General features: G+C 70.3%; 26 protein-coding genes. 11 read left to right on the forward strand and 15 right to left on the reverse strand.

Annotation, left to right across the window (positions count from 1 at the left end; genetic code table 11):
* Positions 1-3 precede the first annotated feature (3 nt).
* Positions 4-789: an enoyl-CoA hydratase-related protein gene (locus ND450_RS27585; RefSeq protein WP_253321485.1), complete on the forward strand. Its 786-nt coding sequence runs from the start codon at positions 4-6 to the stop codon at positions 787-789.
* Between the two features lie 18 nt (positions 790-807).
* Here the strand turns inward: ND450_RS27585 and ND450_RS27590 are convergent, their stop codons facing one another.
* From ND450_RS27590 to ND450_RS27615, 6 genes are read right to left on the reverse strand one after another with little or no spacing between them, the layout of a single operon-like run.
* Entirely contained in the window at positions 808-1,236 is a 429-nt protein-coding gene (locus ND450_RS27590; RefSeq protein ID WP_253321486.1) for an Imm1 family immunity protein, read from the reverse strand.
* Positions 1,237-1,238: 2 nt separating this feature from the next.
* Positions 1,239-1,973, reverse strand: a complete 735-nt coding sequence (locus tag ND450_RS27595) for a DddA-like double-stranded DNA deaminase toxin (protein ID WP_253321487.1) — start codon at positions 1,971-1,973, stop codon at positions 1,239-1,241.
* 23 nt (positions 1,974-1,996) lie between these two features.
* Positions 1,997-2,557: a DNA-3-methyladenine glycosylase I gene (locus tag ND450_RS27600; protein WP_253321488.1), complete on the reverse strand. Its 561-nt coding sequence runs from the start codon at positions 2,555-2,557 to the stop codon at positions 1,997-1,999.
* Positions 2,541-2,849: a DivIVA domain-containing protein gene (locus ND450_RS27605; RefSeq protein ID WP_089909731.1), complete on the reverse strand. Its 309-nt coding sequence runs from the start codon at positions 2,847-2,849 to the stop codon at positions 2,541-2,543. Before ND450_RS27605 ends, ND450_RS27600 begins: the two co-directional genes overlap by 17 nt.
* Complete coding sequence (locus ND450_RS27610) at positions 2,846-3,523, reverse strand: permease prefix domain 1-containing protein (RefSeq protein WP_253321489.1); 678 nt, start codon at positions 3,521-3,523, stop codon at positions 2,846-2,848. The genes ND450_RS27605 and ND450_RS27610 overlap by 4 nt, the downstream gene beginning before the upstream one ends.
* The gene (locus ND450_RS27615; RefSeq protein WP_089909725.1) at positions 3,508-3,843 is read right to left on the reverse strand and encodes a PadR family transcriptional regulator; all 336 of its coding nucleotides are present in this window, start codon (positions 3,841-3,843) and stop codon (positions 3,508-3,510) included. Before ND450_RS27615 ends, ND450_RS27610 begins: the two co-directional genes overlap by 16 nt.
* Before the next feature lie 131 nt (positions 3,844-3,974).
* Between ND450_RS27615 and ND450_RS27620 the strand changes: the two genes are divergently transcribed.
* From ND450_RS27620 to ND450_RS27635, 4 genes are read left to right on the forward strand one after another with little or no spacing between them, the layout of a single operon-like run.
* On the forward strand, positions 3,975-5,135 hold the full coding sequence (locus ND450_RS27620) for a cytochrome ubiquinol oxidase subunit I (RefSeq protein ID WP_253321490.1): 1,161 nt from the start codon (positions 3,975-3,977) through the stop codon (positions 5,133-5,135).
* Complete coding sequence (locus tag ND450_RS27625; protein WP_253321491.1) at positions 5,135-5,755, forward strand: cytochrome d ubiquinol oxidase subunit II; 621 nt, start codon at positions 5,135-5,137, stop codon at positions 5,753-5,755. The genes ND450_RS27620 and ND450_RS27625 overlap by 1 nt, the downstream gene beginning before the upstream one ends.
* Positions 5,725-7,074 (forward strand): ABC transporter ATP-binding protein/permease, encoded by a 1,350-nt coding sequence (locus ND450_RS27630; RefSeq protein ID WP_253321492.1) that lies wholly within the window; start codon positions 5,725-5,727, stop codon positions 7,072-7,074. Before ND450_RS27625 ends, ND450_RS27630 begins: the two co-directional genes overlap by 31 nt.
* The gene (locus ND450_RS27635) at positions 7,071-8,372 is read left to right on the forward strand and encodes an ATP-binding cassette domain-containing protein (protein WP_253321493.1); all 1,302 of its coding nucleotides are present in this window, start codon (positions 7,071-7,073) and stop codon (positions 8,370-8,372) included. The genes ND450_RS27630 and ND450_RS27635 overlap by 4 nt, the downstream gene beginning before the upstream one ends.
* On the opposite strand, the gene ND450_RS27640 is transcribed toward ND450_RS27635, so the two are convergent.
* Positions 8,304-9,215: a glucosyl-3-phosphoglycerate synthase gene (locus ND450_RS27640; protein WP_253321494.1), complete on the reverse strand. Its 912-nt coding sequence runs from the start codon at positions 9,213-9,215 to the stop codon at positions 8,304-8,306. The genes ND450_RS27635 and ND450_RS27640 overlap by 69 nt on opposite strands.
* On the reverse strand, positions 9,215-9,553 hold the full coding sequence (locus ND450_RS27645; RefSeq protein WP_089909706.1) for a hypothetical protein: 339 nt from the start codon (positions 9,551-9,553) through the stop codon (positions 9,215-9,217). Before ND450_RS27645 ends, ND450_RS27640 begins: the two co-directional genes overlap by 1 nt.
* 116 nt (positions 9,554-9,669) lie before the next feature.
* On the opposite strand from ND450_RS27645, the gene ND450_RS27650 reads away from it, so the two are divergent.
* The gene (locus ND450_RS27650) at positions 9,670-11,172 is read left to right on the forward strand and encodes a CocE/NonD family hydrolase (protein WP_253321495.1); all 1,503 of its coding nucleotides are present in this window, start codon (positions 9,670-9,672) and stop codon (positions 11,170-11,172) included.
* Between the two features lie 10 nt (positions 11,173-11,182).
* Positions 11,183-12,235 (forward strand): winged helix DNA-binding domain-containing protein, encoded by a 1,053-nt coding sequence (locus ND450_RS27655; RefSeq protein ID WP_253321496.1) that lies wholly within the window; start codon positions 11,183-11,185, stop codon positions 12,233-12,235.
* Here the strand turns inward: ND450_RS27655 and ND450_RS27660 are convergent.
* The 3 genes from ND450_RS27660 to dapE are packed head-to-tail and all read right to left on the reverse strand — an operon-like array spanning position 12,206 to position 14,603.
* Positions 12,206-12,739 (reverse strand): TIGR00730 family Rossman fold protein, encoded by a 534-nt coding sequence (locus tag ND450_RS27660; RefSeq protein ID WP_253321497.1) that lies wholly within the window; start codon positions 12,737-12,739, stop codon positions 12,206-12,208. The genes ND450_RS27655 and ND450_RS27660 overlap by 30 nt on opposite strands.
* Positions 12,739-13,518 carry a TIGR00730 family Rossman fold protein gene (locus ND450_RS27665; protein WP_253321498.1) on the reverse strand — a complete coding sequence of 260 codons (780 nt, stop codon included), beginning with the start codon at positions 13,516-13,518 and terminating at the stop codon, positions 12,739-12,741. The genes ND450_RS27660 and ND450_RS27665 overlap by 1 nt, the downstream gene beginning before the upstream one ends.
* A 17-nt stretch (positions 13,519-13,535) precedes the next feature.
* Positions 13,536-14,603, reverse strand: coding sequence for a succinyl-diaminopimelate desuccinylase (gene dapE, locus ND450_RS27670; RefSeq protein ID WP_253321499.1), 1,068 nt, complete (start codon positions 14,601-14,603; stop codon positions 13,536-13,538).
* A 59-nt stretch (positions 14,604-14,662) separates the two neighbouring features.
* Between dapE and ND450_RS27675 the strand changes: the two genes are divergently transcribed.
* The 3 genes from ND450_RS27675 (at position 14,663) to ND450_RS27685 (ending at position 17,500) form a co-directional block, all read left to right on the forward strand.
* The gene (locus tag ND450_RS27675) at positions 14,663-15,076 is read left to right on the forward strand and encodes a hypothetical protein (RefSeq protein ID WP_253321500.1); all 414 of its coding nucleotides are present in this window, start codon (positions 14,663-14,665) and stop codon (positions 15,074-15,076) included.
* A 524-nt stretch (positions 15,077-15,600) separates the two neighbouring features.
* The gene (dapD, locus tag ND450_RS27680; protein ID WP_245785881.1) at positions 15,601-16,557 is read left to right on the forward strand and encodes a 2,3,4,5-tetrahydropyridine-2,6-dicarboxylate N-succinyltransferase; all 957 of its coding nucleotides are present in this window, start codon (positions 15,601-15,603) and stop codon (positions 16,555-16,557) included.
* A gap of 37 nt (positions 16,558-16,594) precedes the next feature.
* Positions 16,595-17,500: a hypothetical protein gene (locus ND450_RS27685; RefSeq protein ID WP_143091441.1), complete on the forward strand. Its 906-nt coding sequence runs from the start codon at positions 16,595-16,597 to the stop codon at positions 17,498-17,500.
* Here ND450_RS27685 and dapC read toward each other — a convergent pair.
* Together dapC and fdxA are read right to left on the reverse strand one after the other, a co-directional pair.
* Positions 17,490-18,587: a succinyldiaminopimelate transaminase gene (gene dapC, locus ND450_RS27690; RefSeq protein ID WP_305885179.1), complete on the reverse strand. Its 1,098-nt coding sequence runs from the start codon at positions 18,585-18,587 to the stop codon at positions 17,490-17,492. The two genes, ND450_RS27685 and dapC, sit on opposite strands and share 11 nt — an antisense overlap.
* A complete protein-coding gene (gene fdxA, locus ND450_RS27695; RefSeq protein WP_218159521.1) occupies positions 18,584-18,913 on the reverse strand; it encodes a ferredoxin in 330 nt (109 codons plus the stop codon). The genes dapC and fdxA overlap by 4 nt, the downstream gene beginning before the upstream one ends.
* Positions 18,914-19,126: 213 nt before the next feature.
* Here fdxA and ND450_RS27700 point away from each other — a divergent pair, with 213 nt between their 5' ends.
* Positions 19,127-19,768, forward strand: a complete 642-nt coding sequence (locus ND450_RS27700) for a GNAT family N-acetyltransferase (RefSeq protein ID WP_371927422.1) — start codon at positions 19,127-19,129, stop codon at positions 19,766-19,768.
* On the opposite strand, the gene ND450_RS27705 is transcribed toward ND450_RS27700, so the two are convergent.
* The gene (locus tag ND450_RS27705; protein WP_253321502.1) at positions 19,744-20,214 is read right to left on the reverse strand and encodes a hypothetical protein; all 471 of its coding nucleotides are present in this window, start codon (positions 20,212-20,214) and stop codon (positions 19,744-19,746) included. The genes ND450_RS27700 and ND450_RS27705 overlap by 25 nt on opposite strands.
* 117 nt (positions 20,215-20,331) lie before the next feature.
* Positions 20,332-21,162 (reverse strand): N-acetyl-1-D-myo-inositol-2-amino-2-deoxy-alpha-D-glucopyranoside deacetylase, encoded by an 831-nt coding sequence (gene mshB / locus ND450_RS27710; RefSeq protein ID WP_253321503.1) that lies wholly within the window; start codon positions 21,160-21,162, stop codon positions 20,332-20,334.
* Positions 21,163-21,374 lie beyond the last annotated feature (212 nt).

Raw genomic sequence — 21,374 nt, forward strand, 5'->3', positions numbered from 1 at the left:
CCAGTGTCCGAGCTCCTCGTCGAAGACGCCGATGGTGTGCGCACGCTCACGTTCAACCGCCCCGAGTCGTTCAACGCCTTCACGGTCTCGCTGAAGGAGGCGTTCCTCGCCGAGCTGAAGGCCGCCGCGGTGGACGCGTCGGTGCGCGCGGTGGTGATCACGGGTGCGGGCAGGGCGTTCTGCGCGGGGCAGGACCTCAAGGAGCACATCGGCCTGCTGCAGGCCGGTGATCCCGCCCCTCTGCACACCGTCGAGAAGCACTACAACCCGATCGTGCGCGAGCTGATCGGCATGCCGAAGCCGGTGATCGCCGCGGTCAACGGCAGCGCGGCCGGCGCCGGTGCCTCCTTCGCCTACGCCGCCGACCTGCGGATCGCGGGCCAGTCGGCGAAGTTCCTGATGGCCTTCGCGAACGTCGGCCTCACCGCGGACTCCGGCGCGTCGTACACGCTGCCGCGGCTGATCGGCCACGGCCGCGCGATGGAGATGATGCTGCTCGCCCAGCCCGTCGGCGCCGAGGAGGCGTTGCGGGTCGGCATGGTCAACCAGGTCGTGCCCGACTCCGAACTGCTCTCCACCGCGCACCTGCTGGCCGCGAAGCTCGCCGCCGGGCCCACGACGGCCTACGCGAAGATCAAGGAGGCGCTGGCCGCCGCGGCCGACGGGACGCTGGAGGACGCGCTGGAGGCCGAGCGCCGCACCCAGGCGGACTGCGGGGCGACCGAGGACCACCGCGAGGCCGTGGACGCGTTCGTGAACAAGCGGGCGCCGAAGTTCACCGGGAAGTGAGGGCAGCGGGTCACCCGCTCACTGTCCCGTCCCGGAACTGCTGACGGGTTCCTGCTGCCACTCGACCGCGGCCGGGAGCCCGCCATCGGATTCCATGAACTGCAGGATCGCGCGGCGCACGACGTCGATCGGGTACAGGGAGTTGGCGGGGAAGTCCCTCCGGTTGTTCATGTAGTAGAACAACCGGACTTCCGATGCGGGCGCGGTCGAGTCGGGATTCTTGCTGTAAACGCCGTCGGTGTGCTCGCCACCGGCATACCGCAGCGCGCCCCTGTCGAGACAGATCCCAACGTTGAGCACCACTCGATAAGGGGAGGCGGCGTCGAGCACTTCCAGCAGAACGCCGTGGTCACCGTGATCAACACCACCGGTGCGTTCCAGCAAGACGTCGAGCTCTTCAGGCGTCCGGATCAGCAGTGGCTCGTCGCTGTCCTCGGCGCCCCACACTTCTAGCTCCACGGCGCGGGCGCTCCTCCCGAATAGGTCTTCCTCATGATCCTCCCGTCCGGGGTGATCCCGTGGACAGTCAGGGTGCTGCCCTCGGGAAGCACGACCGGCACCAAGGCGTCGCATCCGAAGCGACCCTTGCACGGCGTGTTGTTCAGCACGACAGTCGCGTGCTGGATGTTGTTGCGCGCCATGTGCACGGCCAGTTTGATCTCGACATCAACAGCTGTCACAGGCGTGGCGGGCACGCCTCTTTCCTTGAGGTGCTGCTTGGCGACCTCGTACCACTCGTCCTCACCGCTGGTGAGCTCGCGGATGGGCTCGTCGGCGTTCGCGAACCAGCTGCCGTGCGTCCTCTGGCCTGAACGGGGCTGCACCGGCGGCGGCTGACCACGGCGCAGTTGTTCGACGTGGTCGCGGCTGCCGCGCTCTGGTCTCGTCCCCACCGCTTCGGCCGAAGGTGTGTCCACCGCGAGTCCGAGTCGATGCAGCATCGACTCGACGGACGAGATGCCGGCTCCGAGGAAGCGGTGCAGTCCGGCGACTCCTCCGACAACCTCAGCGAAGTGCGCGTTCGTCGTCTCGACATCCGCTTGCGCGCTTCCGCCGGCGGCCGACATCAGAAGCTGCTGTGCGTCCTCTGCCAACTCCGCTGCAACCTGCAGTGCGGCGCCCGCGTCCGCCGCCTTGTCAAGCACGCTGTTGAGACCGTCGCCGACCTCCCGGAGCGATGCCACGCCGCGCCCCTCCCCAAGCCGGCTCAGCCGTTCGCCCGGAAGCAGGTCGAGATGTGGTCGTCGACCATCCCGGTCGCCTGCATCAGCGCATAACAGGTCGTGGGGCCGAGGAACTTGAAGCCGCGCTTCTTCAGTTCCTTGGCCATCGCCTTCGACTCGTCCGTGATCGCCGGCACGTCCGCGAACGTCTTCGGCCGCTCGTGCACGGCCGGCGCGAACGACCACAGCAGCGCGTCGAGGTCGACGCCCTCCGAGACGATCACGCGGGCGTTGTGGATCGCCGCGTCGATCTTCAGGCGGTTGCGGACGATGCCCGCGTCGGCCATCAGCCGTTCGACGTCGGCGGGGCCGAAGTCCGCGACGAGCGACGGGTCGAAGTCGCAGAAGGCCGCGCGGAACGCCGGGCGCTTGCGCAGGATCGTGATCCACGACAGGCCGGACTGGAACGCCTCCAGCGACATCCGCTCGTAGAGCTCGGGGGTGCCGTGGAGTTCCACGCCCCACTCGGTGTCGTGGTACTCGACGTAGTCCGGGGTCGAGTCTCCCCAGGGACAGCGGGAGAGCGGCTCAGGCCGGGTGCTCACTGCTCTCCCGGTCCTCGAGCTCCGCGACGCGCGCCCGCAGGGTCTCGACCTCGGTCGCGAGCCGCTGCAGCGCCCAGTCCACCTCGGTCATCTTGTAGCCGCGGAAGACCTGCTGGAACTTGAGCTCGCGGACGTCCTGCGCGGTGATGTCGTCGGCGGGCAGCCTCGTCGGCGAGGCACCGGGCGGCAGCGGCGCGAGCTCCTCGCCGCGCCCGAACACCAACGCCGCGAGCAGGAACACCACTGCCGCGACGGCGATCATCACGATCAGGTAGATCAGGGCGTTGGTCACGCGACGATCGTGGCACAGCTCAGGCAGCGGCGAGCGAGCAGACCGAGACGAACGATCACGATCCAGGTGATCACGCTCGCGATGGTCATCGGCAGCGACTGCGCGAGCCGCGCCACGTCGAGGTGCGCGGTCGCCAGGATGATCGAGACGTTGCCCAGGAACACGGCGCCGACGGCCGTGAGCGCGACGCCCGCGCCGATCTTCGCGAGCCGTTTCGAGTCGTACTTGCGGGCGAGGACCCGGCCCAGCACCAACGTCACCAGGGCCACCCCGGACGCGATGCCGCTAATCAGGTCGTTGGCCTTGGCGATGAACAGGTACCAGGCGGGCGGCATCGTGGCGAAGTCCTGCCACGGGCCGATGAGCAGCATCCGCCCGTACTCCCACGCCATGTGCATCAACGGCAGCACGATCGCGAGCCACACGAGCGTGCGCGTGCCATAGGCGACGGCGAGTTCGGCCTGGTACTCGTTCGCGATCTCGCGCACGGGACCGAACTCCTCGACCGCGCGCTCCTGGGCCTCCTGCTCGGTGAGGCCGCGGCCGACGTGCGCCTCGGTGGCGTCGGCCAGGCTGTCGCGGGTCTCGGTGAGCAGGTCCCGGACCTGCTTCTTCGACCCCTGCAACCGCGCACCGAGGTCGGTGACGTACCGGTCGATCACTGCTGTGCCCACTTCCCCCCTCCCAGCACCCCGTCGATGACCGTCGTGAACTCGCGCCACGCGCTGCGCTCCGCGTTCAGCGCGCGTTGTCCCGCCTGCGTGAGCTTGTACGTGCGGCGCTTGCGGCCGCCGACCGTGCTCCAGTCGCTGGTGACGTGCCCGGCCCGTTCCAGCCGCCGCAGCGCCGGGTAGACCGTGCCCGTCGGGAGGTCCAGCGCGCCCCCGCTGCCCTGCTGCAACGCCTCGATGATCGCGTAGCCGTGCAGCTGCTTCCCGTCGAGCGTGGCCAGCAGCAACGCGTCGAGGTGGCCGCGGAGCGCGTCGGGCTTCATGGGTCGCGACTCTAGTCATCGCGCACTCGGAGTGGTCCCTGAAATCCTCGGTCAGGGTCAGCCCTGAGATCCCCCTGAGATGCGGTTTCCGGCCTTAATAAGTAGCGGCGCTACACATACCGTCGCTACTCATGAGCGCAGCAGACCTCGCACGGCTCCAGTTCGCCTTGACGACCTCGTTCCACTTCCTGTTCGTGCTGCTCACGCTCGGCCTGGTGACGCTGCTCGTGGTCATGCAGACGAGGTTCACGATCACCGGCGCGCCCGTGCACGAGCGGATGACGCGGTTCTGGGGCCGGATCTACGTGATCAACTACGCGCTCGGGATCGTCACCGGCGTCGTGATGGAGTTCCAGTTCGGCCTCAACTGGTCGGGTCTCGCGACCTACGCCGGCGACGTGTTCGGGGCGCCGCTCGCGCTGGAGACGCTGATCGCGTTCTTCCTGGAGTCGACGTTCCTCGGGCTCTGGATCTTCGGCTGGGGCAGGCTCCACCGCTGGGTGCACCTGGCGCTGCTGTACCTGACGGCGCTGACCGCGTTCGCCTCGGCGTTCTGGATCATGGCGGCGAACGGGTTCCTCCAGCACCCCGTCGGCTACCGGGTCGACGGGAACGTGCTGCGGCTGGACGACTTCGGCGCGTTGCTGACCAATCCGACGTTCACCTCCGCGTTCGTGCACGTGGTCTTCGCGGCGATCACGGCCGGCGGCGTGTTCCTGACCGGCGTCTCGGCGTACCACTTCATCAGGCGCACGCCCGAGACCGACTTCTTCCGGCGGTCGCTGCGGACGGGCGTGGTGACCACGGCGCTCGCCACGCCGGTGCTGATCGGCGCCGGGTTCGCGCAGTTCCCGGTGATCGCCGCGCACCAGCCGGGCAAGACCGGGGCGGCGCCGTGGATCGGCGCGCCGCTCGGGTTCATGATCCTGATCGGGATGGGGCTGACGGTGGTCAGCTGGCTCACCCTGCCGTTGCTGCTCCGCGACGCCGTGATCCGGATGCGCTTCCCGTTGTACCTCATGGTGTTCGGCATCCCGTTCCCGTTCGCCGCCGCGATCTTCGGGTGGATGTTCCGGGAGGTGGGGCGCCAGCCGTGGCTCGTGTACGGGTTGTTGCGCGCCGAGGACGCGGTGTCGCATGTGGACGCCTCGCAGATCCTCATGTCGCTCGTCGTGTTCACCTCCCTGTTCGTGGTGCTGGCCTGCGTCGACTGGGCGTTGATCGCACGCGCGGTCCGTCGTGGTCCGGACGTGGAGCCGGCTCCTGTCTCGCCGTTGGTGGTGACGCTCTGATGGAAGCTCTGTGGTTGACCGTGCTCGGTGTTCTGACCGTCGGCTACTTCGCGCTGGCCGGCTTCGACTACGGCAGCGGGCTGCTGTTGCCCTTCAGCAGACGAGAGGCCGTGCTGCACCGCATGACCCCGTTCTTCCTGGGCAACGAGGTGTGGCTGGTCGCCGTGGTCGGGGTGCTGTTCGCGGCGTTCCCGCGCCTCGAAGGCGAACTGCTCTCCGGCGCGCACAGCACGTTCACGCTGCTCCTGGCCGGGTTGGTGCTGTTCATGGCCTCGGTCCAGCTCAGGTTGTGGTGGTGGCTCGTGTTCACGGGCGCGCTGATGGTGTCCGCGGGCTGGGGGCTCTTCCTGGTGCACCTGCTCGACGCGCCCTGGCCCGTCGCGTTCGTGATGCCGGTGCTGTTCGCCTTGCACGGCTGGGCGTTCCAGCACAGGAAGGCCCTCTTCCCGGTGACGGCGGCGTTGTGCGGGTTGCCGATCCCGCTCGCGTTCAGCTCGATCGACGTCACCGGCCTCATGGCGCACCCCGACACCCTCGGCCTGCTCGCGTGGGTCGCGATCCCGGTCATCCCGCTGGTGGTGGTGTTGCAGTGGTCGATCGTCGTCCTCTCCTCGCGCTGATCCCGGTTCCTTTCCTGGTGCTGGCCCAGGCCGAACTGCTGGCGTCGGTGCTCAGCGGTGGCACCGGCTTTTTCCTGCTGTGCCTGGTGATCGGCGCGCGGGTGCTGGTGTGGTGGGCGCACCGCGAGTGGGCCCACCGGGCCGCCGAACGCACCCGCGTCCGCCTGCGGGAGGCGTTCCTGCGCTCCCCCGGCACCAAGGCCGGCGAGGTCGCCACGCTGGTCACCCGGGGCGTGCACGACGTGACCCCGTACGTCGTCGGGTACCTGCCCATGCGGGTCCTGGCCGTCGTGGTGCCGCTCGCGGTGGTGGTCAGGCTGGCGTTCGCCGACCTCACCGCGGCCCTGACGATCCTGGTGACGCTGCCGTTGATCCCGATCTTCGGGGCGCTGGTCGGCGCGCACACCCGTGAGCGCACTGCGCGGCAGTGGGACGCGCTGGCCGCTCTCGGCGGGCACTTCCTCGACGTGGTCAGGGGAATCGGCACGCTGCGGGCGTTCGGACGGGCCGAAGCGCAGTCCGCCACGGTCCGCAGGCTGGCCGCGCAGCACAGGGCCGAGACGATGTCGGCGTTGCGCGTCGCGTTCCTGTCGGCGTTCGTGCTCGAACTCGTGGCCACGATGTCGGTCGCGCTCGTCGCCGTGCCGGTCGGACTCAGGCTGCTCGACGGCGGCGTGCCGCTCCACACCGCACTGCTCGTGCTCTTCCTTGCTCCAGAAGCGTTTCTGCCGCTGCGAGCCGCCGGAGCGCAGTACCACGCCAGCGCACAGGGACGGGAGGTGCTCGCCAAAGTGCCGGCACCCCAGGAGATCACAGGCCGGACGCCACCTGATCTCACGCAAGCCGAGATCGTGTTCGACAACGTGAGCGTCCGCAGCCTGAAGAACCTCACCCTGCACATCCGCCCCGGTGAACGGATCGCCCTCGTCGGCCCGAGCGGCGCCGGCAAGAGCACGGTTCTCGGGCTGCTGCTGGGTTTCGTGCGCCCCGACCGCGGCCGGGTGCTGGTCGGTGGCGTCGACCTGCGGGAGATCGACCAGCGGAAGTGGCTGGAAGCTCTGGCCTGGGTGCCCCAACGCCCGGTGCTCGTCCCGGCGAACCTCTCCTCGGGCGAGCAGCAACGGGTCGCGGTGGCGAACGCGCTCGACCGGCGCCGGGCCGGACTCTTCCTGCTCGACGAACCGACCGCCCACCTCGACGCGGAGACGGAGGCACTGGTGCTCGAAGCGACACGCGACTTCATCCGGGGCCGGACCGCCGTGATCGTCGCGCACCGACCGGCGCTGCTCACCGAGGTCGACAGGGTGGTGCGGATATGAAGTTCGCGATCCTCATGGGAACGCTCGCCGAACTGGCGGGAGTCGGCCTCACCGCCACCGCGACCTGGCTGGTCCTGCGCGCCGCCGAGCACCCACCGGTGCAGGCGCTCACCGTCGCGATCGTCGCCGTCCGCACCCTGGCGCTAGCCAAGGGCGCCCTGCGCTACCTGGAACGCCTGAGCAGCCACCAGGCCGTGCTCAGCGAGGCCGTGGAGCTGCGCGGCCAGGTCTACGACGACCTCGTGCACCGCAAGCGCGTCCCGTCCGGCACGGCACTGACCCGCATCGTCAGCAACGTCGACCAGCACCTCGACGCCCGGCTCCGCACCACCCTGCCGTGGATCACCGCCGCCCTGGCCGGCGCCGTCGTCGCGGCGGCGTCGGGCTTCTCGCTGCCGCTGATCATCGGACTGCTGGTCAACCTCGCCCTGCTCCCCTGGCTGGCGATCCGCAAGCCGCGGGACCTCACGCCGCTGCGCGCCAGGCTGACCGAACAAACCACGGAACTGGTCCACGGCAAAGAAGAACTGATCGCCTACGGCCTGTTCGACGAGAAGCTTCGCATCGCCAAGAAAACCGCGAAAGAACTGTCCCGAAAGGAACGCACGCGCGACCTGACTCCGTTGGCGATCGCCGTCCAGTTCGGCGCGGCCCTGCTGATGCTGGCCCAGCACGAACCGGCGTGGCTGGTCATGGCCGCCGTCGCCGCGTTCGAGATCACCGTCCCGCTCGCCGCGCTGTCCAGGCCCGCGCACGAGCCTGCGGACGAGCCCGAACCGGCGCACACCCCGGACGTCCCGGAACTGCACGGCCGAACGGCGATCGTCGGGCCGAGCGGAGCGGGCAAGACCACGCTGCTCAACGCTCTCGCACACCGCCTGGAACCCAGCAAGGGCGCGCTGGCCGACGCGCACGTCTTCCACACCACGGTCCGCACGAACGTCCTGCTGGCGAAACCCGATGCCACGCAGGAGGAACTCGACCGAGCGGCCGGGATCACCGAACTCGACCTCGACTGGGACCGGGTCGTCGGCGAACGCGGCGAGGAGATCTCCGGCGGCCAGCGCCAGCGGCTCGTCCTCACCAGATCGGTGCTCGCGCACCCCGAGGTCCTGCTGCTGGACGAGCCCACCGAGGGCCTCGACCCCGACCAGGCCGACCGGGTGCTCGCCCAGGTCCTGGACGACAGCAGGGGCACCGCCCTGGTCGTCACGCACCGGACCGAACAGCTAGCCCTCTTCGACCACGTGCACCATCGGCGGCCGATCGGCGACGAGCACGTCGGTCGAGTCGGGTAGCCACTCCCCGCCGACCTGCACGAACTGCGTCAACGGCCCGGAGTCCGCGGACACCCCGCACCGGGCCAGCGCCGTGCCCATGATCTGCGACGACATCGCGCCGAGCTGCAGCAACGACCGGTTCCGGTGCTTGCGCACCCCGAGGTTCACCTGCGCCAGGGCGGACAGGCCGTGCACCCGGTGCACGTCCAGCAACAGCCCGATCTCCACGCCGTACCCGGCCGCGAAGGGAACGGACTCCAAAAAGGACCGCGTGGCCGCGTACTCCCCGCCGAGCGGTTGCACCACACCGGAGAGCTCGGGCCGCAACGTGTTCAGCAACGGCCGCGCCACGAGCTCCGTCACCCGCCCGCCACCGGTGCTCTCCAGCCGCAACGGCCGGCGGTAGAACCCCTTCACCAGGTGCACGCCGGAGTCCAGCAGCAACGGCCCGAGGAGCGCCGTGACGAACGCGGTCTCCGGGTCCACGAGGTCGGAGTCGAGGAAGACGATCAGGTCACCGGTGGTCGCGGCCAGCGACCGCCACAGCACCTCGCCCTTGCCGGGCAACGGTGGAAGCCACGGCACGACGTCCTCGCGCAGCACGACCCGCGCGCCGGCGGCCGAGGCGGCCTCGACGGTGCGGTCGGTGGACCCGGAGTCCATCACGACCAGCTCGTCCACGAGCGTGCCGACCAACGGCCGGACCGCGGAGACGACGTCGCCGACGGTCTCCTCCTCGTTCAGCGCGGGCAGCACCACGGACACGGTCCGGCCGCGCTTCAGCGCGACCAGTTCGTCGACCGTCCAGGACGGCTGCTGCCAGGTGTGCGAGGCGAACCAGGCCTCGGTGGCGGGCAGCATCAGGCCAGCGCCCGCATCGCCCGCGCCGGCGGACGGGTCCCCGTCACGCTCGCCACCATCTCCACGACCTTCCTCGCCTGCCGCACGTCAGACGCACGAACGGCGCGTGCTCCGGACAGCGCGGCCACCGTGGCGGCCGCGAGCGTCTCGTCCTCGTCCCCTGGTGGGATCGTCACCACGTCCAACGTCCCGGTGAGTGACGGCAATTCCAGCTCGCCGTCGAACTCGACGACGTCCGCACCCGCCTCCACGGCCCGTCTCAGCTCGTCCGCGCTGGTCAGATGCGCGACGACCAGTACGCGGTCTTCCGGCAGGTCAGTGACGCGGAATCGGTTCACGCCACCCAGCGTAGACAGTGACCTGACTCACAGCTTCTTGCTACCCACGAGTAGCAACCTGGTTTACTCGCCGGTAACACCCTGTGTGATCTACGTCATGGTCAAGGAGGACCAGCGTGCGACGATCACTTGTTCTAGCCCTCGTACTCCTCACAACCCTGCTCGGTGCTCCGGTCGCCGCCACGGCGGCTCCAGGACACCAGATCACCTACCGATCGATCCCCGGCGTCGGCGGCACCGCTCTGAAGGCCCTCGTCGTCGAGCCCACCGGCCGGGGCGGCGGCCCGTTCCCGCTGCTCGTCATGCCGTCCAGCTGGGCGGTTCCCAACATCGAGTACGTCGGCGCCGCCGCGAAGCTCGCCAAGGAGTCCGGCTACGTCGTCGTGAGCTACACCAGCCGCGGCTTCTGGGACTCCGGCGGCCAGATCGACGTCGCCGGCCCTGACACCGTCGGTGACGTCAGCAAGGTCATCGACTGGGCCGTCGCCAACGCGAACGCCGACGGCACCAAGGTCGGCGCGGCCGGGATCTCCTACGGCGCCGGGCAGTCCCTGCTCGCCGCGGCGTCGGACAGGCGCATCAAGGCCGCGGCGGCGCTCAGCACGTGGACCGACCTGGCCCGCTCGCTCTACCCGAACAGCACCGTGAACAAGCAGGCCGTCGAGGTCCTGCTGGCCGCGGGCAAGGCCACCGGACGTCCCGGCCCCGTGCTCGTCGAGGCCGAGGACGCCTACCGCGACGGCAGGTTCTGGGAGGTCGTGCCGATCTCGGCGGACCGCTCGGCCGCCACCGCCGCGAAGATCGCGCAGATCAACTCCAACGGCACCGCGGTCCTGCTCGGCAACGCCTGGAACGACGGCATCTTCGCGCCGGGTCAGATCGCGGACTTCTACGGCGAGCTCACCGGCCCGAAGCGGCTCATGCTCTCGCCGGGTGACCACGCCACCGCCGAACTGTTCGGCGCGGCGGGCCTGCCCAACGAGATCTGGGAGTCGGTCGGCCGCTGGTTCGACCGCTACGTCAAGGGCACGGCCAACGGCATCGACGCCGAGCAGCCGGTGCAGCTCAAGCCCAACAACGGCGGCACGTGGAGGAAGTTCGGCGCCTGGCCGAACGGCAACGCCGACACGGTCGCGCTCGACGGCAGGCGGATCACCGCGGGCTGGAACACGGTCGCGGACAGCGGCACGATCCTGCTCTCCGGTGCGCTGCAAGGGTTCCTCAACATCCCGACCGGCGTCTCGCTGCCGTTCGTCGACCGGGGCGTCGCCGGGGTGTGGAGCGGGCCGCAGTACCCGAACGGCGCGACGCTCGCCGGCACGCCGAAGCTCCGGCTCCAGGTGACCCCGAGCGCGGAGACGACGACGTTGTTCGCGTACCTGTACGAGGTCGGCCCGCTCGGCCTGGGCGCGCTGATCACGCACAAGCCGGTGAAGGTGACCGGCGCGGGCCGCACGCAGACGCTCGACGTGGACCTCGAGCCGACCGTGTGGACCGTCGGCGCGGGCAACCGGATCGCACTGGTGATCGACACGGTGGACCCGCGTTACCTGTCGGAATCGACGCGTGGCTCAACCGTCACCTTCGGACCGTCGAGCCTCACGGTTCCGAAGGCGTAAGAATGTCCGGGTGGACCTCACCCGGCGACAGGTGCTCCTCCACCGGATCCACCAGCACGAGCTGGACCGGCGGACCGGCGACGCGGCCGAGCTGGCGGTGTTCTCCCTGGGCGTCCAGGACAACACCTCCGGCTCGGCCCTGCTGAGTCTCGCCGCGAGGCTGGACGCACCGTCGACAGAAGACTTCACCGTGACCTGGTCGGTGCGCGGTGCCCCGCACCTGCACCGGGCGGGCGAGCTGAAGGCGTTCTCCCGCGCGCTGTGGCCGTGGAGCGACGCCGACGCGCGAGCCCGTGCGGCCCGCCCGAAGGTCGACGACCTGCTGGACGCGTTGCGGCACATCGCCACCGCGATGAGGTCGATCGTCACCAAGCCCATGACCAAGGGCGAGGTGAGCAAGGCCCTGACCCCGCTGGCGCCCAAGCAGACGATCGAACCGTGCCGGGGCTGCCGGACCGAGCACGTCAGCGACCCGATCTTCCGCCTCGGCGCGCTCCCGGCGGGCCTCCGGATCATCCCGGAGGAGAAGACCGTGACGTTCGAACGCATCCACGGCTGGCCGGGTGTCCCCCGCAGGACCGCGGGCTTCGACGAGCTCGTCCACCGCTACCTGACCCTGCACGGCCCTGCCGGACCGTCCGAAGTGGCCGGTTACTTCGGCACGTCGACGCGTGAGGTGAAGAAGCGCTGGCCCAAGGAGGGCCTCGTCGAGGTGACCGTCGACGGCGCACCGGCGTGGCTGCCCGAGGACGTCGAAATCGCCGACGCCGAACCCCCGGACGTCCGCCTGCTGCCGCCCACCGACCCGTACCTCCAGGCACGGGACCGCGACCTGCTCCTGCCGGACAAGGCCGCGCAGAAGGACATCTTCCGCATCCTCGGCCGCCGCGGCGCGATCCTGGTCGACGGCGAGATCGCGGGCTCCTGGCAGGGCAGGGTGGTCTCCGGCAAGCGCTTCGAGGTCACCGCGACCCCGTACCGCCCGCTCCCGGACCTCCTGCCGGAGACCCAGCTCCTGGCCAAGGCCAAGGGACTAGACGACGCAAGCGTCAAGAGCGACTGACACGTCGTCCGTGACGACCAGCGACTTCAACGCCGCGTGCGACACGAACCCCTTGTCCCGCAACTCACCCAGCCACTCGACGAGGCCCTTGTAGTGGTTGTCGACGTCCAGGAGCACCACGGGCTTGCCGTGCATGCCGAGCACACCGGCGGTCCAGACCTCGAAGAACTCCTCCGCGGTCCCGATGCCACCGGGCAGCGTCAGGAACGCGTCGGCCTTGTCGTCCATCATCTTCTTGCGCTCGCGCATGGTGTCGACCACGTGCAGCTCGGTCGACTCGCGGTCCGCGATCTCCCTGGTGGCGAGCCCCTTCGGGATGACGCCGTAGGTGTGCGCGCCACCGGCCCGGACCGCACGGGCCACCGCGCCCATCATCGACGTCTGCCCGCCGCCCCACACGAGGTGCCACCCGCGTTCGGCGATCTGCCGGCCGACCTCGGCGGCCAGGTCGACGTAGCTCTGGGGGACGGTGGCGAGGCTTCCGCAGTAAACAGCTACGTACATCAGTGTGCGTCCGCCCAGGCCTTGTGCGCGTCCTTCACGACCCGGACCGCGTCGTCGATGTCGTCGGTCAGGTGCAGCAGGGCGAGGTCCTTCTCCCCGACCTTGCCGCCCTCCAGCACGGAGTTCTGGATCCAGTCGTACAGCCCCTGCCAGTACGAGGTGCCGAACAGGACCACCGGGAACTTGGTGACCTTCTTCGTCTGCACCAGCGTCAACGCCTCGAACAGCTCGTCGAGCGTGCCGAACCCGCCGGGCAGGCAGATGAACGCCTGCGAGTACTTGATGAACATCGTCTTGCGCACGAAGAAGTACCGGAAGTTCACCCCGAGGTCGACCCACGGGTTCAGGCCCTGCTCGAACGGCAGCTCGATGCCCAGGCCGATCGAGAAGCCACCGGCCTCCGAACAGCCGCGGTTGACGGCCTCCATCGCGCCGGGACCACCACCGGTGATCGCGGCGAACCCGGCCTCGGCCAGCGCCGCGCCCAGGTCGCGGCCGAGCTGGTACTCCGGGTGGTCCCGTCCGGTGCGCGCCGAGCCGAACACGGTCACCGCACTCGGCACCTCGGCCAGCGCGCCGAAGCCCTCGACGAACTCGGCCTGGATCCGCAGCACCCGCCACGGGTCGGTGTGCACCCAGTCCGACGGGCCGCGGGAGTCGAGCAGCCGCTGGTCCGTGGTGGTGGTGCGGTCGTCCTTGCGATGACGCCGCTCCACGACGGGGCCGCGTTGTTTCTCGGTGGGGCGCTCGTCCACGACGCCGTTCTTCTCTTCCGTCATCACTGAGATGCTAGTGATCAGCTCAACAGAAATCGCTTAAGCACGTCGAAACACCCGGTGATCTGTCGGACCTCCACGTGCTCCTCGCGGGTGTGCGCCAGGGTCGGGTCGCCGGGGCCGAAGTTGACCGCGGGCATGCCCAGCGCGGCGAACCGCGCCACGTCCGTCCAGCCCAGCTTGGCCACCGGGGTGCCGCCGGCCGCCGTGACCAACTCCTGCGCCGCCGGAGCGCCCAGACCGGGCAGCGCGCCCGCGGCGACGTCCGTGACGGTGACGTCGAAGCCCTCGAAGACCTCGCGGAGGTGCTGTTCGGCCTGCTCCGCGGAACGGTCGGGGGCGAAGCGGTGGTTCACGGTGAGCACGGCGGAGTCCGGCACCACGTTGCCCGCGACGCCGCCGGAGATCTTCACCGCCTGCAGGCCCTCGTGGTAGTGGCAGCCGTCGATCTCGGGCTGCCGCGGCACGTACGACTCCAGCCGCCGCAGCGCCTCGCCGAGCGAGTGGATGGCGTTCTCGCCCATCCACGCGCGGGCCGTGTGGGCGCGCTCGCCCGACGTGCGGATCTCGATGCGCATCGTGCCCTGGCAGCCGGCCTCGACCGTGCCGTTCGACGGCTCGCAGACGATCGCGAGGTCGCCCAGCAGCCACTCGCCCAGGTCGCGCTGGATGCGCGTGAGCCCGTTGCGCTCGGCCTCGATCTCCTCGCAGTCGTAGAAGACGAACGTGAGGTCGTGGCGCGCGTCGGTGCTCAGGGCCGCGATCGCGAGCATGACCGCGTCGCCGCCCTTCATGTCGACGGTGCCGCAGCCGTGCAGGACGTCGCCCTCGCGCCGGCTCGGGAAGTTCTCGTTGATCGGCACGGTGTCCAGGTGCCCGGCGAGCACGACGCGGCGGTCGCGGCCGAGGTGCGTGCGGGCCAGCACCGCGTTCCCCGATCGGGTGATCTCCAGGTGGGGCGCGTGCAGGGCCAGTGACCGCTCCACGAGGTCCGCGATCTCCCCCTCCTCCCCGGACACGCTGCGCACATCCACGAGCGCGGTCGTCAGGTCGATCGGGTCGGCGAGGAGGTCAAGGGTGTCGGACACGCGTTCACCCTACTCAGGCCGCTTGGGCGCTACGCCGTTCAGCCGATACCGTGCGCTGCGTGATCAAGCGCACACTCCTGGTCATCTCCCTGCTGCTCCTGCCCACCGGCTGCGGTGAGGTCCCCGCCGCCTGCGACCGGCAGTGCGGCGAGATCCGGGCGTTGTTCACCGCGCCGTGCGGCTCGCAGCACAGCGGTACCCCCGCCGAGTGCGCGCGGTGGGTCGCCGAGGTCGGCACGATGACCCGGCTGCTCGACGAGTCGTTGCAGGGCAAGCCCGTCCAGGACGACGTGAGCGAGGTCCTGCCCCGCCTGATGACGGCCGTCGGCGACTTCGAGAACCTCCGGTGCGGCGCCATCGACGTCGACAACCTGTCGAGCACCGACTCGTTGCAGGCCAAGTGCAACGAGGCCCTGATCGCCACGCGGGGCGACCTGGGCTCGCTGTACTTCAGCGCCGAGGTTCCGGACTGACCTTCCACTGGCGATTCCGGCTCTCCGCGATGCCGGCGAACGACGGCACCGACTCGTCGGCGGGCCAGTCCTCCGGGTTCCACAGCGACGACCGGGCAACGGAGCGGGCGCCGGCCACTCACGCAGGAACGGCGCATCGCGCACGACCTCCGCGCGTCCGGCGACCAGGAACAACATGCCCGCGCGCGGGTGTTCGGGCAGGGTGCGGCAGCTGTCCGCGCGCCGGCCGCCGGCCGGTCGGCGAACGCGGCGGTGCGTTCGCCGAGGACCTTCTTCCTGCCCGCCGGGTCGCCGCGCAGGAAGAACGTCGAGGCCTCGAGGAACCCGCGTGAGCCCTCGTCCACGACGGTGACGGCCTTGTCCCGCAGGTAGGGCAACGGTTCCGGGATCAGCTCGCGCAGCTGCGCGAGCGTGCGGATAGGGGTTCCGGTCACGACGTCACGGACGTCCACTTCGGACACTGCGCGCTCCACTCCCTCCGCCGGACGGTGGCGGTGCTGTTCGGCGGACTAAGCTCGGTACCCGTGAGCACCGCATACGGCATCGGCCTGGCCACTGTGACCCCGGACGGCACCGTCCTCGACACCTGGTACCCGTCCCCCGCCCTCGGTGAGGCGGGAGAGCTCGGCACGGTCCGCGTGTCGTCCGCGGAGATCGCGGAGGCGCTCGGCGAGTCCGCCGCGAAGCTGCTCGGCGAGGACCTGGAGCGCGGCGTCGAGGTCGTCGGCGTCCGGGTCGCGGTCGACCTGGACGCGGCCCCGGCCGACACCTACGACGTCTGGCTGCGCCTGCACCTGCTCAGCCACCGCCTGGTGCAGCCGCACGGTGCGAACCTCGACGGCATCTTCGGCCTGCTGACGAACGTCGTGTGGACGAACCACGGCCCGTGCGCGGTCGACGGCTTCGAGCAGACCCGCACCCGCCTGCGCGTGCGCGGCCCGGTCACGGTCTACAGCGTCGACAAGTTCCCGCGCATGGTCGACTACGTCGTCCCGTCCGGTGTCCGCATCGGCGACGCGGACCGCGTCCGCCTGGGCGCGCACCTCGCGTCCGGCACCACGGTCATGCACGAGGGCTTCGTGAACTTCAACGCCGGCACGCTCGGCGGCTCGATGGTCGAGGGCCGCATCTCCGGCGGTGTCGTGGTCGGCGACGGCTCGGACGTCGGCGGCGGCGCGTCGATCATGGGCACCCTGTCCGGCGGCGGCAAGCAGGTCATCAGCATCGGCGAGCGCAACCTGCTCGGCGCGAACGCGGGCCTCGGCATCTCCCTCGGCGACGACTGCGTGGTCGAGGCCGGTCTCTACATCACCGCGGGCACGAAGGTCACGCTCCCGGACGGCGAGGTCGTCAAGGCGCTGTCCCTGAGCGGACGGTCGAACCTGCTCTTCATCCGGGACTCCGTCACCGGCACGGTCCTGGTCAAGCCCCGCAAGGGCACCGGCGTCGAGCTGAACGCGGCGCTGCACGCGAACGACTGAGCAGGGCCCGGTCCCTGCTGTCCCCGGGGAGGTGCACGTGCTGAAACAGCGACTCGAGTTGAACGCTCGCGCCGCGATCGAGCGTGCCCTCCAGGGGGCGCAGTCGGAGGACTCCTTCGTGGAGTTCAAGACGCAGTGGCCGGTCGACCACGGCAAGGCGGCCCGCCAGATCGCCGCGCTGTGCAACGCCGCGCGCGGCTCCGAGGCGATGTGGATCGTCGGCGTCGACGAGAAGGGCCGCTACGTCAAGGGCGCGCCGGCCGAGGAGCTGTCGTCGTGGTGGCCTCGGGTCGAGAGCCACTTCGACGGCGTCGCACCGGGTCTCACCACGGTCGCGTTCGACTGGGCGCGCGGCCGCACCGTCGTCGTCCTCTCGCTGCAGACCGACAACGCGCCGTACGTGTTCGTCACCAAGAAAGAGCCGTACAGCAGGGAGATCCCGTGGCGCTCGGGCGAACGCACCCGCTCGGCGCGCCGCGGTGAGGTGCTGGAACTGCTGGTGCCCAAGCTCGACATGCCGGGCTGGGAGTTCGTCAGCGCGAGAGCGACCCTGAGCCAGCACTCGCCGACGCTGCGGTTCGAGGGCGACCTCTACCTGGAGACGAACCAGCCGTTGTCGTTGCCGCACCACCGATGTCACTCGTACGCGACGTACGGTCTCGACCTCGCGACGGTGGACCTGCAGTTCAGCTTCCGCACGAACACGCGGGACGTGCGGGCGGTGGAACGGGTCGTGCGCGTCGCGGAACCGGCCGTGCTCCACGTGAGCGCGGACGCCGACGTGGAACTGGACGCGTTCGCGGACCTGTGGGACCTGCACTGGCACCTGGTGCTGGGCCTCGGCCTGAGCGGCGAGGAGATCAGCACGAGCGTCCGCCTGACGACGGACGCCGTCCCTCCGAACCAGTTCACGCGACGGGTCTGGTCGGCCCTCAAGCCCTGAGGCGTTCCGCGGCCGCGGCGACCCGTTCGTCGGTGGCCGTCAGCGCGACCCGGACGTGCTGCGCGCCCTCCGGCCCGTAGAACGTGCCCGGAGCCGCGAGGATGCCGCGGTCGGCCAGCCAGGAGATCGTCTCCCAGGCGGCCTCACCGCGCGTCGACCACAGGTAGAGCCCCGCCTCGGAGTGCGACACGGTGAACCCGGCCGCCTCCAGCGCGGGCTTGAGCACCTCGCGCCGGGCCAGGTACCTCGACCGCTGCTCGGCCACGTGCGCGTCGTCCTCCAGGGCGGCGCGCATGGCCTCCTGCACCGGCCGGGGCACGATCATGCCCGCGTGCTTGCGCAGCTCCAGCAGGCCCGCGACCAGTTCCGGATCACCGGTGACGAACCCGGCCCGGTACCCCGCGAGCGACGACGACTTCGACAGCGAGTGCACGGCCAGCACGCCGTCGAAGGAGTCCACGACGGACGGGTGCAGCACCGACACCGGGGACGAGTCCCACGGCAGCGCCAGGTAGCACTCGTCCGAAGCCACGACGGCACCCACCGCGCGGGCGGCGGCCACGGCGTCGCGCAACTGCGCGGCCGACAGCACGCGCCCCGTCGGGTTGGACGGCGAGTTGAGCCACACCAGCCGGGTGCCGGCGGGCGGGGCCTCCCCGTCGGCCAGGCGGACGACCCGCGCCCCCGCCATCAGCGCGCCCACCTCGTAGGTGGGGTACGCGACGGCGGGCACGGCGACGACGTCACCCGGCCCGATGCCGAGCAGGGTGGGCAGCCACGCCACGAGCTCCTTGGAGCCGATCGTGGGCAGCACCGCCGCCTCGCTGAGTCCGACGACCCCGTACCGCCGCTCCACGGCGGCGACGAAGGCCGCGCGCAGCTCAGGGGTGCCGTGGGTGGTCGGGTAGCCGGGGACGTCGGAGACCGACGCCAGCGCGGACCTGATCACCGCCGGGACCGGGTCGACGGGCGTGCCGACGGACAGGTCGACCACGCCACCGGGGTGCGTGCGCGCCTTGGCGGCGTGGTCGGCCAGCTGGTCCCACGGGAAGTCCGGCAGCGCCGGGCCCCTGCCTGCGATGATCAATGCCCTTCGGCCTGCTGCGGCTCGAGCGCCTTGACGAACGGCGGGTCGTTGCTGACCTTGCCGACCTTCGACGCGCCACCCGGCGAACCGAGCTCGTCGAAGAAGTCGACGTTCGCCTTGGTGTAGTCCTTCCACTCGTCGGGGACGTCGTCCTCGTAGTAGATGGCTTCCACCGGGCACACCGGCTCGCACGCACCACAGTCCACGCACTCGTCCGGGTGGATGTAGAGCATCCGGTCGCCTTCGTAGATGCAGTCGACGGGGCACTCTTCGATGCACGCCTTGTCGAGCAGATCCACGCACGGCTGGGCGATCACATAAGTCACTGCGCTCTCCAACTTCATCGGTCACACCGCGCAAGCCGGAGAGTACGCGGCACGTTCGAGTATCACCCGGTCAGGCTTGCCTTATCTAAGCGGTGTTCCACGTCACAACACCTGGTGGGACAGGATGAACGCGTGCACACCGTCGATCATCTGGAGTCACTCTGCGCGCGAGCATGGCCCGCCCTGGCAGAAGTTCCGCTAGGAGACTGGTCGATGCGCGCTGCCGCGGGCTTCACCGGCCGCGCCAACAGCACGCTGACCTGCGGTGATCCCGGCATTCCCATACCCGACGCCTTGAGGGTCGTCCAGGGGTTCGCCGCCGGGCACGGCATCAAACCCACAGCGCACGTGGTCAGGGGCTCGGCACAGGAGTCCGCGATCGCCGCCGCGGGCTGGCACGTCGACCTCGACCACCCCGGCGGCGCCGAGTCGCTGGTCATGACCGGTCCGCTGGAGAAGTTCGCCGAGGGCGTAGCCGAGAATCTCGATCTTCCCGGATGGTGGGAACTGACGGCGGGATCAGAGGTCTCCGCCGCCCAGCGGCACGTGCTCGGCAGCGGCGGCACCGTCTGCTTCGCGAGCCTCACCGACGACGGTGAGGTGGTCGCGGCCGTCCGTGGCGCCGTCGTGGAGGACGTGCTGCACGTGGCCCGCCTCGCCGTGCGGCCGTCCCACCGCCGTCAGGGCCTGGCCAGGAAGCTCATGGGCGAACTCGCGGGCTGGGGCCTGCAGCAGGGCGCCACGACGTGCGCGCTGCAGGTCGCCGAGCACAACCACCCGGCGATCAGGCTGTACGAGGAGCTCGGCTGCACCGAGCACCACCGCTACCGCTACTGGATCCCGGCGGTCTCGTAGAGGCCGGGCCGGTTCGCCGCGTTGCGCGCCATCACGGCGCCCACGGCGACCGCGCCAGGCATCGCGCCGCCCGCGATCAGCAGCAGCGTGCGCCAGTCCCCGAGCAGGAACTGGCCCTGGCCGCCCGGCTCGAGGAACCCGAGCGTGAAGATCGTGAAGAACCACACGACCAACGGCGCCGCGGCGGCCGACACCCGGCCGGACAGGCCGGCCGCCCACTGCACGAGCAGCGGCGTGGTGACGACGGCCACGACGATCGTGACCGGGAACGGGACGTCGCCCAGCCTCGGCAGGATCACGCCGTCGAGTCTGAGCGGCAGGAAGAACGTTTCGAGCACGGCGAGCGCCGCTGCCTCCACGCACAGAAGCAGCAACAGGAACCCACGCGTGCCAGCGCTGTGACCGCCAACCGTCGCCGCGTTGTCGTGGTGCTCAGGCGGGTGCATCGTGGTTCCACCCCCGCGCCCTCATGTCGGGCACATGGGGGCGCGGGGGTGGGGCCGCGAGGTGCCCCACTGAGCGCCACGACAACCCGGTGGCGATTGCGGTCACAGCGCTTGCGCTCACCCAAGTCCTCCGAACAAGTCTGTGGCCGCACCTTCCGGTGAGCCCTTCGCGAGCACGTAGTACTCGCCCCCGACCAGCGGCTGCGCGATGTCGTTCGACAACGCGTACCCGCCGTCCCACACACTGACCTGCGTCGAGTGTGCCCTCAACGCCCGCCGCTTGGCCGTCAGGTGCTCGGAGATGTCGACAACCGTTGTGATCTCTTCATCCGGCGTCACCGGCAGCTCGCCGGGCTCGGGCAGCCGGAACGCCTCGGGAACGTCCTGCAGGGCCGCCACACCGGCGTTCGTGGCGTCGCGGGACGTCACCGCGTAGAAGACCCGCTCGACGTCCGAGACCTGGGCGCACGCGGCCACCGTGATCTCGTGCGCGCGGATGTGGTCCGGGTGGCCGTAGCCGCCGAACGCGTCGTAGCTCACCACGACCTGAGGCTTCACCTCGCGCAGGATCTCGACCAGTTGGGCGGTCTGCTCGTCGAGCGGTCCCTGGATGAACGCGCGCGGGTGGGCGTTGGACGGCACGTCGACCATGCCGGAGTCGCGCCAGCGGCCGATGCCGCCGAGGAAGCGGTGGTCGGTCACACCGAGTGCGGCGCAGGCGGATCTCAGCTCACCCACCCGGTATCCGCCGAGCTGATCGGCGGCACCGGCGGCGAGGTTCGCCAGGGCGGGCGGGATGATCTCGCCCTCTTCGCCCAGCGTGCAGGTGACCACGGTGACGTGCGCGCCCGCGGCGGCGTAGCGCGCGATGGTGCCGCCGGTCCACAGACTTTCGTCGTCGGGGTGGGCGTGCACGAAGAGCAACCGTGGTGGGGCAGTCAGGGTCACCGTAAAAGAGTAAAGCTGTGTTTATGGCCCCTGCTCCGCAGGGGCGGCGAGATCGCCGGGAAGTCGGTCGTCCGGCGCGATCTCGCGGTCCCTTGGTGTGGCGGCAGTAGGCCTTGCCAGACGGCGCGATCTCGTGGCGCGGCAGCACCACGCCCCGCCGCCAACGGCTCATGCAGCACGGCAGCGGCCCCCGCAAACCACTCCCCGACACG

Source organism: Lentzea sp. HUAS12, from assembly GCF_024125735.1.
GTDB lineage: Bacteria > Actinomycetota > Actinomycetes > Mycobacteriales > Pseudonocardiaceae > Lentzea > Lentzea albida.